This window comes from Emticicia sp., from assembly GCF_049241225.1.
GTDB lineage: Bacteria > Bacteroidota > Bacteroidia > Cytophagales > Spirosomataceae > Emticicia.
The window spans coordinates 1-14,361 of the sequence record NZ_JBMLRC010000102.1 but is presented as its reverse complement, the minus strand read 5'-3'; the positions used below and the strand labels follow the sequence as shown (position 1 = coordinate 14,361).

The window sequence follows — 14,361 nt, the reverse complement described above, 5'->3', positions numbered from 1 at the left end:
TCCATTCTGCAAAATATTGAAAATTTTCAAAGAGTTTTTGCTCTTCAATCGGCCATTCGGACGGATTCGCTTCGGCATACTTTGGTAATTTGCTTAAAAGTGTATTATGGTCGATGGCTCGTAAAAGTCTGTGCAAATTGAAATATATTTTATTGAAAAAAGTAAGTGTATGAATGGCGATGATTTTCTCAAAACCCTGTTTATTGTGAAAACGGTAAGTTTTCGGAATCTCCCAAAAACGAACGCCAATAAATTCATGGTTTTCTAAAACGGGGCTTGTCTCCAGAAAATCAAGCGGATAAATCGAAAAAGCATTTTGGTACGATGGAGCTTTGTTCGGAAAATCCTTTTTCTTAGATAGATATTCAGTCAGGAAATAATTGATTTCTCTGAAACCCTCATTGTTTTTTGCCAAACAGATATACTTCAATTCATCACCATTTCTAAACTCCACTCCTACTATCGGCCTAATATTGGCTGTCTTGCACGCTTTTATAAAATCAAAAACTCCTGAAGTATTATTAATATCAGTCAATGCCATACAGCCAATACCTAACTCAACGGCCTTATTTACAAGGTCTTGGATGGGAATTGTGCCGTATCGGAGACTAAAATATGAATGACAATTCAAGTACATCAGCGATAAATGGGTATTTTGTTAGATGGATAATTGCTTTTGCGTATAAATCTTGGTTTTCGGGTTGAGTAAAGTACCATTCCAAATGCCCGACCAATGAAGCGACTGCCGTATTTGATTCTGACCCTATCCATTGCTTGGTATAAACCCGCCATTTCTGCGGTATTATCAAACAGATTGATTTGACTAAAGCCCTGCACCAATTTGCTGAATCTCACTCCTACCAATCTAATCAAAAGCCGTTTGTCGTAGAGTTTTTCAAAAAGGTCAGTTACTTTTTCTATAATCGTTTGGTCGTCGGTCGTGTATGGAATATTGAATTGTTTGGTATGAGTATCAAAATTTGAGTAGCGAATCTTGACCGTAACACAGCCCGTGCATTGCCGTTTTTGCCGAAGTTCAAAGGTCATTTCTTCGACCATTTTCAGCAAAACTGCCTTGAGTTTGTTTACGTCGGTAGTGTCTTTATCAAAAGTAATTTCTTTTGAAATCGACTTTTTATCATGGTATGGCTCAATAGGAGTATTATCTAAACCATTGGCTCTTTCCCAAAGGGTTGTACCATTTTTACCAAATACACTTTCGAGCATTTTTCGTGGCATTTCAGCCAATGAACCAATGTTTTGAATGCCCATATTTCTGAGCGTTTGACCCGTAACCGAACCCACCATTGGCAATTTACTAACCGAAAGTGGCCTCAAAAATGCCTTTTCATTTCCTGCCAAAATGTGGCATTGCCCATTAGGTTTTACTTCGTTCGTGGCTACTTTCGATACTGTTTTATTGCTTGCCAATCCAAACGAAATACTTAGACCCGTTTCTTTACAGATTTCGTTTTTGATTTGGGTCGAATATTTCAAGCAACCGAAATACTTTTCCATACCCGATAAATCGACATAAAACTCATCAATTGACGCTTTTTCAAGCACGGGAACTCTATCCGATATGATTTGCGTAACCATATCCGAATATTGGGTATAAGATTCATAATCACCCTTGATGAAAATGGCATCTGGGCAAAGCCGTTTGGCCAATACTGATGACATGGCCGAATGAATACCAAACTTTCGGGCTTCGTAACTGCAAGCAGCTACCACTCCTCTATCCGATATTCCACCGACAATCACGGGTTTGTTTAAAAGTAATGGATTTTTCAGTCTTTCGACCGATACATAGAAAGCGTCTAAGTCAAAGTGAACAATGTTTTTTTCCATAGAAAAAATATTTTTAGGATTCTGTTGGCAAGTTATTGACAAAATGCGTAGTATTGTCTGCTCAAAATGCTTAGTATATGTCAATTTATAAAATTATAGGTCAAAACGTTAGACTTTTAAGGCAACAGAAGGGTCTTTCACAAGAACAAATAGCAGATTTGCTGAATCTGCCGAGTAATACTTATGCCTATTACGAAAGAGGAGATAGAGATTTTCCGATGGATTCGCTTGTGAAGGTTTCGGGGATTTTTAGTATTGCTTTAGATGCTCTAATCAAGTATGATTTGAGTAAAATCGACCTAAAAGGTTTGATGCAGGTAGGTAGCAATCGCCTTTTGTTTCCGATACTTATCAAGGAAAACACTAAAGTTGAGAGCATTGAAATTGTACCAATCAAGGCATCGGCTGGGTACAGAAAAGGCTATGCCGACCCACAATTTATTGAAGCCTTGCCCAAAATCAGTTTACCATTTTTGGGCGTTGGTACACACCGAGGTTTTCAGATTGGTGGAGATTCGATGTTACCGATTCAGTCAGAATCTTACATTGTAGGAAAATATATTGAGAGTTTTGAAGACATTAGAAATAATAAATCATACATAATTCTGACGTATGAAGATATTCTTTACAAACAAGTAAAAAACAAAATCAATGACGATGGCACATTGCATCTGATTTCAAATAATAAATATTACCCAACAATTCAGATTGAGCCACAGAATATCTTGGAGATTTGGCAATTTACCTGCTTTATTTCTACCAAAGATATTGATGAATATTCAATGGGATTAGAAGATATTTTTATGTCTTTGAATGGTATCAGTAAAGGAATCGAGGAGATAAAGGAGAGGATACTAATCAAATAATTGAAGCTCAGGGTAATCAACTCTTTCCAAAATCACGGCTTTGTTACGATTCGCTTTGGCATTGTTAGCTTCCATTGAGATTGGAATGGCCACTAAGTCTGTCTCAGTGTAAGTTTTGATTAAATCGGTGATTGATTGACGAGATAATTGAGGGTTGAGCCATGTTTTTTCGTCATTTTGATTCAAAATTAATGGCATTCTTTTCTTCACATTGTGTATTTTTTCCATTAATTCGTTGGCTGGCGTGGTAAGAATACTAAAAGTATTTTTTACTTCACCAGTGGTCTTATCAACCCAAGAATCATATACGCAAGCCAATGAAAATATTTCTTGCCCTTCGATTTTGATGTAGTAGGGATACTTTTTATTATTGAGCTGTCGCCATTCAAAAAAGCCCGAAACTGGTAAAATACAACGTTGAGAAACAATGGCTGACTTGAAAGATGGTTTTTCAAAAACCGTTTCACCAACAGCATTGAGCGTATTGTGCTGAAAACTCGCATCTTTTGCCCAAATGGGTATTAGGCCCCACTCATACAAAAAGATACCATCGTGTTTGATGATAGGCAATTTAGGATGCTCAAAACCACTTACAAAATAATAAGTAAGTACTTCAAACTCCTCAATGTTTGACTTCCAGTTGGGTGGTAAAGCATTTTTATAACGTTCGGCCAGCTTAGATTTCTTTTTTTCGAGGTAGGAGGCGTTGTAACACATAAGATTTGGGGTTGAGATTTCATTATTCTAATTTATTTAAAATAGCTACACTGCTATCCACCCTTAATTCACTCCTTAGTAACTGTTTAAATCATAAATATTTCTTATATTAGCAATATTTAATTTATTGTTTGTCAATTTTAAGGTAAATGTTCAGTTATTAAAAAAGACATTTTGTTGACCTAAACATTTATGTAGGGCGAGTAATAATATTTAATTAATTATTAGAAAAATTAATTTACTTCTTTGATAATCTTTTCAGAATGACTGTACCATCTGTTATCGCTATCTCTCTGCGAACGAACGAATATTGTTGTATGATAAAGTTTAAATCTACTTTTTAATTGTTCAAATCCTACAAGTGATGCTTTTATATACCAACCTGAACCTGCTTCACTCTCAAAATGGGGAAGTTTAATAAATGAATTACCATTCATCCAAAATATTGACTCTACCATAATTTTACCAGTATCATCAGTCCATCTAAATAAGCCCGTTTCATCAAAAAACCAACCCATCTCTTTAGCTACTTGTGGATTAAAAGCTAACCAATTTAGAATCTTATTAGGACTAATATGTGTAAAATTATGCCAATTGGAGAGTATCAATTCTTGATTTTCGAGGTCTAAATCATAATAATCTTCCAAAAACACCTCTCTTGTTATTTCAAATGGAATATTTTCATTTTTTTTATCTCTAATTTTTGTTGAAATGAAAGCATTTCTATTTTCTTGCTCTAAATCCCATCCTAAACATCTTATTGTTGTTGTTTCTCCAATGATTACAAAATCATCAAATTTAAATTGATAATTAGGAATTTGTTTGCCAACTTGTAAATACCAATCATCTTTGAGATAGTAATGGTTTTTATTATAATCTAATTCAAAACCCTCGTGAATAATCCCCTTGATAAAAATAGGCTGTTTTTGTGGAATTATTTTCCAATAATCTCCATCAATATTTTTGGTTATAAAAACAAAGTTTTCTTTTTGAAAATAAAAGCCTATTTCATATAATTCTTTTAAGAGAATATTTATTGCAATATTCGTAGCAAATCCTCCAAGAATTGGACTACTTGAGTCAACGGTTAATGAATTGTTAGTTTTAGAAATCAAGTTTTGAAAATCAACATTTTGCTCTAAGTCTTGTATGATAGAGATTATTTTATTCTCCCAAATGCCTTCATCTAATCTTAATAAATCAGCAAGAAACCGAATGCAGAGCTCTGACCTATTTATTACATCTTCTAAGAGAATATCTTGATTTTTAAATTTTTTATTAAAGTTGGTAAAGGTTTCATTAAGCAACAAAAGTTTATTCCGATACAATTTCCAGTTCAAATCAAACTGAAAACGATTAATTATTTGTTCTTGGTATTCTTCAAATTCCAATAGGAGTTCTTGAGCGGTAATACTTACATAGAATAGTTTTGAATCAGACAACAGTAGCAATTCATTATAAAAGTTCTTTATCAAATTTGGATATGAGGTGCCCACACAGTACAAAATTTGACTTGAGTTTATCTGATTTATTAAAGTATTTTCAGCACAATAACTTTTTAATCGCTCAATAAAACCTTTATTACCTTTTGAAAGCAATTTAATAAATAGGGTAATTGACGTTTGAGAAAGTGTAATTGAATTTTGATTTATATAGAAAAGTAATAAATCTGCCCCAATGTAATCTATACTTTTATGACCCTTTGAAAACTTGGGCAAGTTTTCTATTACTTCTGCGGTATTAAATAGTCGTTGTAAATAAACCTCCATTTCACTCCAAACATCAGTAACTTGATAGTTTGGAGCAATTACTTCTAAAATTTTATCTACCTCAAATAAATCTTGAGATGAGTGTCTAAACGTTTTTTGAGCATAATCAGCAAAAGCCTCTTTCCTTGCATTTTCACCCTCTATTTCAATAAGATATTGATACGCAAACAATCGTTTAGCACCATCATATTGATGAATCCACGTATTACTTTTGTTACTTAAAACTTTATGAATTATGGTTCGTCCAGCTCTGAAAAAATTGTTTTCAACACATAGTTTGGCAAATTGAATATTCAAATCATCTCTTTCGTGGTTTTTCTGCTGTAAGAACTCATATAATTGGAGAATTTTATCATCATCAAATAAATAAGAAAATTTGATGAGTGCGGGTTTCCAATCAAAATCAATCGAATATTTAATCACTTGATTAGAAAACAAATACCAAAAATCCCCAAAATCTTTTATCGTTTCTAATACTTCATTTGGTGTAAACTCTTTATCATCAGTTAGTTTTAGATTACTTTTTTGTCGAACCTCTTCTTTAATTTCTTCAATTTCAAAATCGGTTTGATATTCAATTTCGAATTCATCAAGTATTCTGTAATATACTTTTTGGAACTCAATAATTGGGTTGACTGACAAGTAATAACAAAGTTTTTGAATAAAATCTTCATAAACACTGTGTTCTAGAACCTCCTGAGCTTTGTTAATTATTTTTCTTAGAAGGTCGGCATCCGAATAGTTATGGGTATAAATGAATATTTCTCCCCATATTTCGAATATTAGTAGAAACTCAGCTTGGGTTATATTTTTTAATGAGAATTCAATAAATGTACTTAATGAAGAAACATAAGAACCTAAATTGTTTTCTAATTGCCACTTTAATAGCAAAACACCATCATATAAATTAATTTTAAACAATTCTTTAAGTATTGAATCCGAAATATCACTCCCTGCATTTTCGGTAGTTCTATCAACGTGATAATTTATTGAATTTAGCCACTCTATTCTTTGATATGCTTTTTCGGGTTCAATTTCATTGATTTTCATTAACCACATCATCCAAAATTGAAGTTGATAATCTTTTCGATATCCTACACCAAAAGATTCTTCAGTAGCCCTCTTTAACCAAAACTTTGCTTCATTTTTTTCTTCAATTAGAAGCCAATATCTACAAATTTTCAATGATTGAGTTATTTTGCTATCTAAATCACTTTCTTGCTCAACAGATTCTTTCCCCCATACATTTAGATATTTTGATGTTTCCATTTTATCTAAACCAAATTCAAATAAATGGAAAAGGATACTTAGTTTTAAATCGTTACTTTTCCAATATTCATTATTTAACTCAAATTCTTTTTTTAAGAAATTCCAAAAAACATTGATAGCTGCCGAACCATAATTCCCAATTATGTTGATTAATAATTTAAATGTTGCCTCTTTTTTATCAATAACGCCATTCCATGTTCTATGTCGAATTCCATGGTTTTGATAAAAGTATCGGACAATTGGGAAAACATTACGAATGTCAAAGGCTTTATTGGTTTCAAAGTCCATTCTAATTTGTGCTAAATAGAAAAAAAGTCTTTCAAACTCAATAGCTACATTTTCTTCCTCATTTTTTACAATAGGTAATGTTTCATTGATTGAAAATAAGTGACCAAGTGAAAGTTTTAGTACAAAAACCTTATACAAAATAAGTTCTGTATGTAGACTTACCGCAGTACTATATTCAAACTTAGCTCTTGGTATTTCGATGTCTTTTATCCATGTTTCTATTAAACTCCTGTCATTGAGCACTTTAAATATCAAGAATGCAATTCTTATTCTCTGTGAGCTATCACAATCATTCTTCTCATTGTATTTTAAAATTATTGAAAGTACCTCCGCAGCAAGTTTTTGTTGAATTTCTTCTAAGAAGTATGTAATAATTTCCTCTAAAAGATTTATGTATAATGCTCTATTTTCTTGAATTGAGTAGTTGAAGCATTTACTAAACTCAATTATTTTATCATATTCTTTTGCATCAAATAATTCAGCAAGCAATTTCCAAATTAAATCAATCTTTAAACTATTATCTTCATTTTTCTCATGTTCGCTAATTTCTTTATTATTCGTTTCAGTTTTTAAGTTTTTGATTTTTTCAATAATTTCAATAATTGGTAAGAAATGATGTGCAATAGCTACCCATTCTTCGATTAAACTTTTTGTATTCCCTCTAAAATCATTTCTTTTATCGTGATTTAATATTATTCCATTCTCTGTTATTTCTATTGGCTGTACCATTCTAAAAAGGAGTTTTGAATCTGAAACCTTATTTATTTTATGGTATTCTTTCGCTATTTTTAATTTTAGTATTTGAACTTCTGTTTCATCATTTGGGATAAAAGTGTATTGTTGGATGACCTCATTTTCAACTAATTCTGGAAAAAAATCAAAAATTGATTCTTGTTTAAAATTCCAAGCTCTTCTTGAAAATTCAGCCGTTAAAAAAGCGTATCGTAATAAAAGACTTACATTTTGCTTCTCAGCAGCAATAATTAGCCCCATTCTCAAATCATCATTGATAAAATAGTATGGTCGAAAGCTCTCTAATTGCTTGGAGAAATAATCAGGTTTTGCCAATTCGATAAACGAATCAAATTGTTTTGATTCAAAAAGATGATACAGTCTTTCAAAATGGAATGAAGAAATCGAGGTTTCCTTGCTATAATTCTCTAATTTTTTGTGATATTCAATTACTAAATCCTCATCTTGTTGATTGTTGAAAATATTTTCGGAGGTCTTTTTGAGTAAAAATTGTTTGAAACTATTATGAAATATTACCCATTTGTCAAAAGATTTATTAAAGAATAACTTTATAAAATCATTAAGTAATAGTGCATTGTTTCGAGATATACCCCACTCCTTCAAGAATCTTTCATCAAATCCAAAGCGTAATCTAACTATTAATCCTAATGTTTCAATCGTTTCATGATTGTTGGAATGAGTTGCCCATATTCTTTCATAATAATCGTTAATATCTTCAATTCGTTCTAACTGGTCGAGTGTTTCAGTGATATTTTCGGAGATGAAAATCCTTTTTAGAATATAAGTGAGATAGAGTGGATGTCCTTCTGATATTTGATAGATTTTTTCTTTAACTACCTCATCTTGAATGGTTTGTTTTTCTATTATTAAATAAATGTCTTTTTGAGTTAATGGTTTTATTATAATGTTTCGTTCTGGATTTTCTTGAAGTTTTTTTATTGATAAATCAAGTTCTTGAAAACTGTAAGTTTGACTTCCAAGAACAAAATAAACCCCATCTGGTATGGACTTTGGTAAGGGTAAATACTTAATCAATGTTTGTTCAATTTTATACTCACGTGGAATATGGTCAAGTCCATCAATAATGATAATCGTTTTTCTTCCTGTTTTGATAAATTCGTTTTTTAGTAATTCTAATTGCTTGTAAAAGGTAGATATTATTTGCTCAATATTTCCTTTATATGGATAAACCTGTTCATTGTAGAATCCACATTCAGCAATTTGTAATACTAAATCAAAGAATAAGTTTTGAGCGTTTCCCCTTTCTGGAATATTAATGGCATTATCTAAGTTGGTGTAAGCATAATATCGTATAATTCTTTCATTTCTATCCCATATCCATTCAGTCAGTAATGTGGATTTCCCTGTACCAGGTTTACCACTCAAAAAAATATAGCCACCATTTAAACTTTCAATAGACTGATTAAGCTCTGTTATTGTATCGTTATTTGGCGTATAAATATCGTAATCGACGTAGAAATCATGCCGAAAAGTGGTGTTGCTTTGTAAATGCAATTCTCTCTTTATGTGGTCTGCATAAAAAATGATACTTCCTTTTGGTTCGTAGTATTTGTCAAGGATGAATGATTTATATTTATTATAGTCTTGTTCAATCTGCAATGAGTTTTGATTATCATTATATTTTGGTCTTACTGCACCAAAAATGAACTCAAAATTTTTAAAAAAACTGATAAAGTCAACTTCTGAAATTCCTAAAATTAATAATTCACCTTTCACAAATTGAGACCAATTCTCATCAATCTCTTTTCCTTCTTTAAAATTTTTGTAGTAACTCAATAAATAATCTTCAAATGAGTAAATGTTACCATCATTTAGTTTTAATCTATCGCCTTTTGAGGCTTTTTGAGAGGTGATGATATATATTTTTGTCTTTTTGTTTGGGTTTTGGCTTTTAATTGATTTCCAACTTTCAATCAAGTCTGGGAGTAATATTTTGAAGTCATTGTAAGAAAATGTAGGAGCAGGATTTTGTACCGACCATTTCATTTGGTAGGCATGAACTTCTTCTTTTGTAGCATATTGTATATCGTCGGCAATGCCAGCACTCGAATCGCCAACCTTAATCCATTCAAGGTTGTTTTTTATCAATAATTGGTACGTTTTATCAACAAAAACTTCTATTTGTGGGAGTTTACCTGCAATATCATTCTTATCGCCTTTAGCAGAGTTTTTCATACTTCTTAGACACTTAAACCTGTATATTCATCAATTTCTTTTTTGAGATTCAAACTCTCTTTATTCAATCTGTCCAAGTCCGAAAATGCTTCTTGATAAAGCTGTCTATCTTGTTCCGATATTTCGCTTCCCAATTTATTCATTTGATTTTGTAAATCGTGTGTATAAGCATTTATTTTTCTATGAGAGTAATTGTAAATTTCATTGGTTTGAGTATCAATGATATTATTAAATGCTATTTTTATTTTAGGAATTATTTTATCAAGTGCATTTTCGGCTTCTACCATTGTTTTCTTTATTCTTTTAGCTCTCCTGTCTTCACTTGAAAACAGTAAACTGCCAAATAGTCCAGAAAATGCCCCTACTACAAATCCGATTGGTGCTAATACAGCTCCTAAAATGCCTGTAAAAATACTTGTTCCAATCAATGAACCATAATCAACGGGGGGCATTGTAAATTTTTCTATTTCAGAAATATCAATCAGCTGCTGGTTGGTATGATGATAAATATATTCTCGTAATTGCTTTAAATTTGATTCAATCCAAACATCAATTACATTTTTGAGGTTTGTAAACTGATATTGCGAATGAGAGTTACAACTCTCTATAAGTGAGTTAATCTGCCTTTTTAGATAATTTTTTATTGCGTTTTCATCAGGTAAAGTTGCTGTTAGAGCTACATTTTGAAGTTCGTTTTCTAATTGTCTCAAAATGTTCGTTTTATTATTGTCAATTTGTTGAAATAAATGATTGATAATATCCCCTTTTTGTTTGAACAATATTTCGTGTAGATTTGGGATTTTCTGTTGAACCTCATTTATCATTAAATTCATTGTTGTTCTTTTCTCATCGTCAAATAGTCTACTACTCAAAATTTCTTCAAAACTGCCAATAGAAGTCGAAATTTCGCTGCACAATTCGGACAAATTAACTAATCCATTTCTATTATTATTTAAAATAAAACGCCACAATTCATCTTCTAAACTTTGTAATGAATCATAATTTTGTTTTTTTGTAGGTTGTTGAGTGGTGCTGATGTAAAATATTTTATCGGAAATATGTTCTTTCAATCCAAATTTGTTTACATCTACAAAGACCCTTTTCTTCAATTCTTCCAGTCTATTTTCATCTAAAGCATCAACTTTTGTCAGTACGAGAAAGACTTTATCAGCAGCCGAACCTAATTCACTTAGTTGTTTTTTTACATCTTTTCGAAAAATATATCCTCCATTTTGAGCTGGAGAAGCATCAAATAAAAACAAAATAATATTTGCTTTTGATGCGGTTTTCCACGCATAATCATAAATTATTTCATTTGGGTCATCTAATCCGGGAATATCAAAGATAGCAATACCTTTTTCGAGTTGTTTATTCTTGACATGTATTACTGCCATTTTTACATTTTTGATGTTATCTTCATTGTGGTCTTGCGAAGCAAATAGTTCAAGATTCTCTTCGGTTAGAGAGAAGTCCTCCTTTGTGTTATCTAAATAATAGATACTAAGCTTTTCAGTTATTGCCGAGATTATTTGGATTGGGACACCAGTTGTCTGAAATACACCAACTGGGGATATGTTTTTTCTTAAAAAAGAGTTAATTAAACTACTTTTCCCTGCTCTTGAAGGACCTGAAATTGCAATTCGATAAATTGAGTTATCTATTTTGTCTTTCAATGATTCAATAGAAATACTATTTGTTTGAAAATCAAATCGTTGAGCTATTGATTCCAAATTAGCTATATATTTAGAACAATTTTCTTTTATACAGAAATAAGTATTTGGTAATATTAGTTTTTTAGTTGTATTCTTGGCTTTATATACATAATCCTTTATTTTGTCTAATTTGCCTTTCTCTAAAAGATTGGTTCGTGGAATTTGCAAAGTTTTTGTGCTTTTTCCTGTCCAGTTTGCATCTTTTTCGAGTTTTGAAATAAGGGTCTCATCTATCCAAGTAAAGTACAGTTTGTTGTCTTTCAAATCATTTAAAACAAATAGAATATGTAGATTAGCATTTAACCATTGTATAATTTTCTCCGTTGGAACTTTGTAATGTATAAACTGCTCGGAAAGTTTAATAGATTCTGTTGATTTTAATTGAATGCCAAAAAACTTACTTTCATTTCGAAAAGTATTATTCAAACTATCTGGTTTTACAATTTCTACAAAAGCATCAATTCCATAATCATTTGTTGACCAAGCATTTATATACCAAGGTTCAATTATTTCTTCAAAATTACGCTTTGATTTATCTTCATTTAAGTGGGAACGTACCCTCATAGTATGTATTTTTTGATTAGTGGAAACAGAATTGTAAGATACTTATCCATCTTACAATCAATCTAATAACAAGTTTATTCTTTGTCTTATTAGTAGTCAAATATACTTCATTATTAGCCTTTTTCAAAAAGGGGGTTACCCCCTAATTTTATCTTCTGAAAACATGGCCGTCATAATCTACAAAGTCTTCAATGAATAAGTCATGTGCATAAGCCTTATAATCAAAGTAGTTATGTAGATGTTGTGGCATCTCATTTAAAATGCCGTGTTCTTCTATGTATTGATAGGTAAATTCTAATTCTGCTCCTTCTGAGCCATCGTAATAGCCTTGATACTCATCGTTAAATTCTTGTATCAACTCTTCAAAATCTGTATCTTCATTGATTTCTTTATCTCCAATGAATAAGCCCAAAGCCTCGATGGTTTCATCTTCCATATCTTTGATAGCTTCAACATAATCGAATAGTTTATCGCTTACTGAGCATTCAGAAATCAACTTTTTAGGAATATTTTCATAATCCTGAAACATAAATTCTGGGTCTTCTTCATCGCTGTGCAACTCTTTGCAATATTCAAAAAAATCTTCTTTTGTGTTATAAATTTCTAAATCAACCCATTCGCCAAAGATTGAGCCTTGATTGTATTTAGCGTAAGTACCAACATAAATTTGAGGTGTTTGTGAAGTTTTCATTGTAAAAAATGATTAAAATTAAGTAGCCCAGCACTCGCACGAGCAATCGCCGATTCCAACACGAGAATAGAGTGACAGGGCAACCGCCCTTCGATTGCAAGCCCATTTGATGGTTTACGGTGCGTTGGGTTTTGTGAAGAGCTAAAAAATCAAATGACGTAGTGAAGGCTTGCGGTTGTCAGGCTATTTCTCGTAATTTTCGATGCACAGTGTGAAAAAATGTGCGTGGGGAAAACGTAATGCAGACCGCTTCCCGCTGGTGCAAAGAAAAAAAGGCTCTTTGACAGTTTGCTTTTTCTGCAAGCTGGCAATGTGCCTTTTGTGCGGGTCGGCTCAGTGAATTGTGTGTTTGGGGAGAGTAACTTTTACCCAAGCGACAAAGTGATTGCAAATCGTTTGGCGATTGGGTAAGGGTTACGGTGGTGAATTAAATCCCATTGAGGTAGATTAATTCTTTTTAATATTTCTTTTATTATTTACCTGAAATATTAAAATCGAATATTCTGAATAGTCCTCTCCATTCTTCTGGAAATGGTTCATTTTTATAAAACGATTGAGCTAAAAACTTTAATAAACCTAACTTTTGTTCTTCAGTTTTGAACTTATGATTATCTAAAGGAGTACTCATTATTTCCTTTCTAAATTCTTCAAAATCTTCTGGAAGTTTAATTCCACAATCTACCCAATATTCGTTGTCAAGATGTTTTGAAAAAAATCTAACTTCAAAGTCTGAGATTGCATTAAAGTGTGGATATGCAATTTGCATATTTACTTTTTCATAAAAAATCTCTCTAAAATTATAATAAATATCTTCTAATTTAAGCAGGGCAGTCAATTCAAACAATATAGGTAGTAATAATGAAGATTTGTCGCTATAATTAAAGGGCTTCACACCTGTTGCTTCAAATTCTATCAATGGTTCTAATTGTTGATTACAGTAAGGCATTGTATCTTTTGACAATAATCGGTAATGTATTTGTGTAAAGCACTCTATTAAATATTTTGCTAAAAAATTATAGTCTTCTTGTAAGAATTTTGGATTTTGATAGGTAAAAAAGAAAAAGAGATGTAAAATTGGAATCAAATGATTGTCTAAAATTGGACGACAAAGACCATCTTCATTTTTTAATACAATTTGTTTTATCAATTCTTTTTGTTCTCTAATATATCGTGGATTACTTTGAAAGCCTCCATCAACAAATAAATCACTTAGAAGGCAAAAATACATGAAGTCGTCAATGTACTCAAACGCTCTGAGTGGATAACCGATTGGTTCAAAAGAAAATCCTTCGTTTGAAAAAAGACCGTTAGGGTAACAGGCGAAACTTAGAGTTTTATTAAAATATTCAACATAAAAATTGAATTGTGTTCTTAAAACTTTTAAAAATTCAGTTTGATAACTGGGTTTGTTTTCCGATTTCTCGCTTAAAATAAAAGCCCAAGTATTAAGCACCAAGTACGAGATAGCATATTTTGCAGGATAAAGATTGCCACTGGCTCTACAATAATGCCATATTATTAAAGCTATTAAATTGATGGTTGAGAATAGTTTTTTTAGCTTTCTTGGATTTGGTTTTTGTTTGTATTGGTTAATTATTTCAGCAAGTAGTTTTTTTAAATCATCAAAGTCATAATCTGGAACATCAAGAAAAATAAGGATTCGCTTAAATAATTTTGCTGTTTCG

8 protein-coding genes are annotated in these 14,361 nt (G+C 31.5%); 1 reads left to right on the top strand and 7 read right to left on the bottom strand.

Annotation, left to right across the window (positions count from 1 at the left end):
• Both ACOVO2_RS06300 and dinB read right to left on the bottom strand, forming a co-directional pair.
• Positions 1–637: PHP domain-containing protein (locus tag ACOVO2_RS06300; protein WP_421769152.1), on the bottom strand; the 637-nt coding region annotated here is incomplete at its 3' end.
• On the bottom strand, positions 637–1,851 hold the full coding sequence (gene dinB, locus ACOVO2_RS06295) for a DNA polymerase IV (RefSeq protein WP_421769151.1): 1,215 nt from the start codon (positions 1,849–1,851) through the stop codon (positions 637–639). The genes dinB and ACOVO2_RS06300, both read right to left, overlap by 1 nt.
• A 77-nt stretch (positions 1,852–1,928) precedes the next feature.
• Here dinB and ACOVO2_RS06290 point away from each other — a divergent pair, with 77 nt between their 5' ends.
• A complete protein-coding gene (locus ACOVO2_RS06290; protein ID WP_421769150.1) occupies positions 1,929–2,717 on the top strand; it encodes an XRE family transcriptional regulator in 789 nt (262 codons plus the stop codon).
• On the opposite strand, the gene ACOVO2_RS06285 is transcribed toward ACOVO2_RS06290, so the two are convergent.
• From ACOVO2_RS06285 to ACOVO2_RS06265, 5 genes are all read right to left on the bottom strand, one after another.
• Positions 2,706–3,434 (bottom strand): SOS response-associated peptidase, encoded by a 729-nt coding sequence (locus tag ACOVO2_RS06285; protein ID WP_421769149.1) that lies wholly within the window; start codon positions 3,432–3,434, stop codon positions 2,706–2,708. The two genes, ACOVO2_RS06290 and ACOVO2_RS06285, sit on opposite strands and share 12 nt — an antisense overlap.
• A 233-nt stretch (positions 3,435–3,667) precedes the next feature.
• Positions 3,668–9,709, bottom strand: coding sequence for a hypothetical protein (locus ACOVO2_RS06280; RefSeq protein WP_421769148.1), 6,042 nt, complete (start codon positions 9,707–9,709; stop codon positions 3,668–3,670).
• A gap of 5 nt (positions 9,710–9,714) precedes the next feature.
• Entirely contained in the window at positions 9,715–11,985 is a 2,271-nt protein-coding gene (locus ACOVO2_RS06275) for a dynamin family protein (RefSeq protein ID WP_421769147.1), read from the bottom strand.
• A gap of 148 nt (positions 11,986–12,133) precedes the next feature.
• The gene (locus ACOVO2_RS06270; protein WP_421769146.1) at positions 12,134–12,676 is read right to left on the bottom strand and encodes an antirestriction protein ArdA; all 543 of its coding nucleotides are present in this window, start codon (positions 12,674–12,676) and stop codon (positions 12,134–12,136) included.
• Positions 12,677–13,148: 472 nt separating this feature from the next.
• A partial coding sequence (locus ACOVO2_RS06265) for a hypothetical protein (RefSeq protein ID WP_421769145.1) occupies positions 13,149–14,361 on the bottom strand: 1,213 nt, incomplete at its 5' end.

What these genes read in the sequence shown, in the direction of transcription:
- dinB (WP_421769151.1), bottom strand. Translation starts at nt 1,851, where the DNA reads ATGGAAAAAAACATTGTTCACTTTGACTTAGACGCTTTCTATGTATCG.
- ACOVO2_RS06290 (WP_421769150.1), top strand. Translation starts at nt 1,929, where the DNA reads ATGTCAATTTATAAAATTATAGGTCAAAACGTTAGACTTTTAAGGCAA.
- ACOVO2_RS06285 (WP_421769149.1), bottom strand. Translation starts at nt 3,434, where the DNA reads ATGTGTTACAACGCCTCCTACCTCGAAAAAAAGAAATCTAAGCTGGCC.
- ACOVO2_RS06280 (WP_421769148.1), bottom strand. Translation starts at nt 9,709, where the DNA reads ATGAAAAACTCTGCTAAAGGCGATAAGAATGATATTGCAGGTAAACTC.
- ACOVO2_RS06275 (WP_421769147.1), bottom strand. Translation starts at nt 11,985, where the DNA reads ATGAGGGTACGTTCCCACTTAAATGAAGATAAATCAAAGCGTAATTTT.
- ACOVO2_RS06270 (WP_421769146.1), bottom strand. Translation starts at nt 12,676, where the DNA reads ATGAAAACTTCACAAACACCTCAAATTTATGTTGGTACTTACGCTAAA.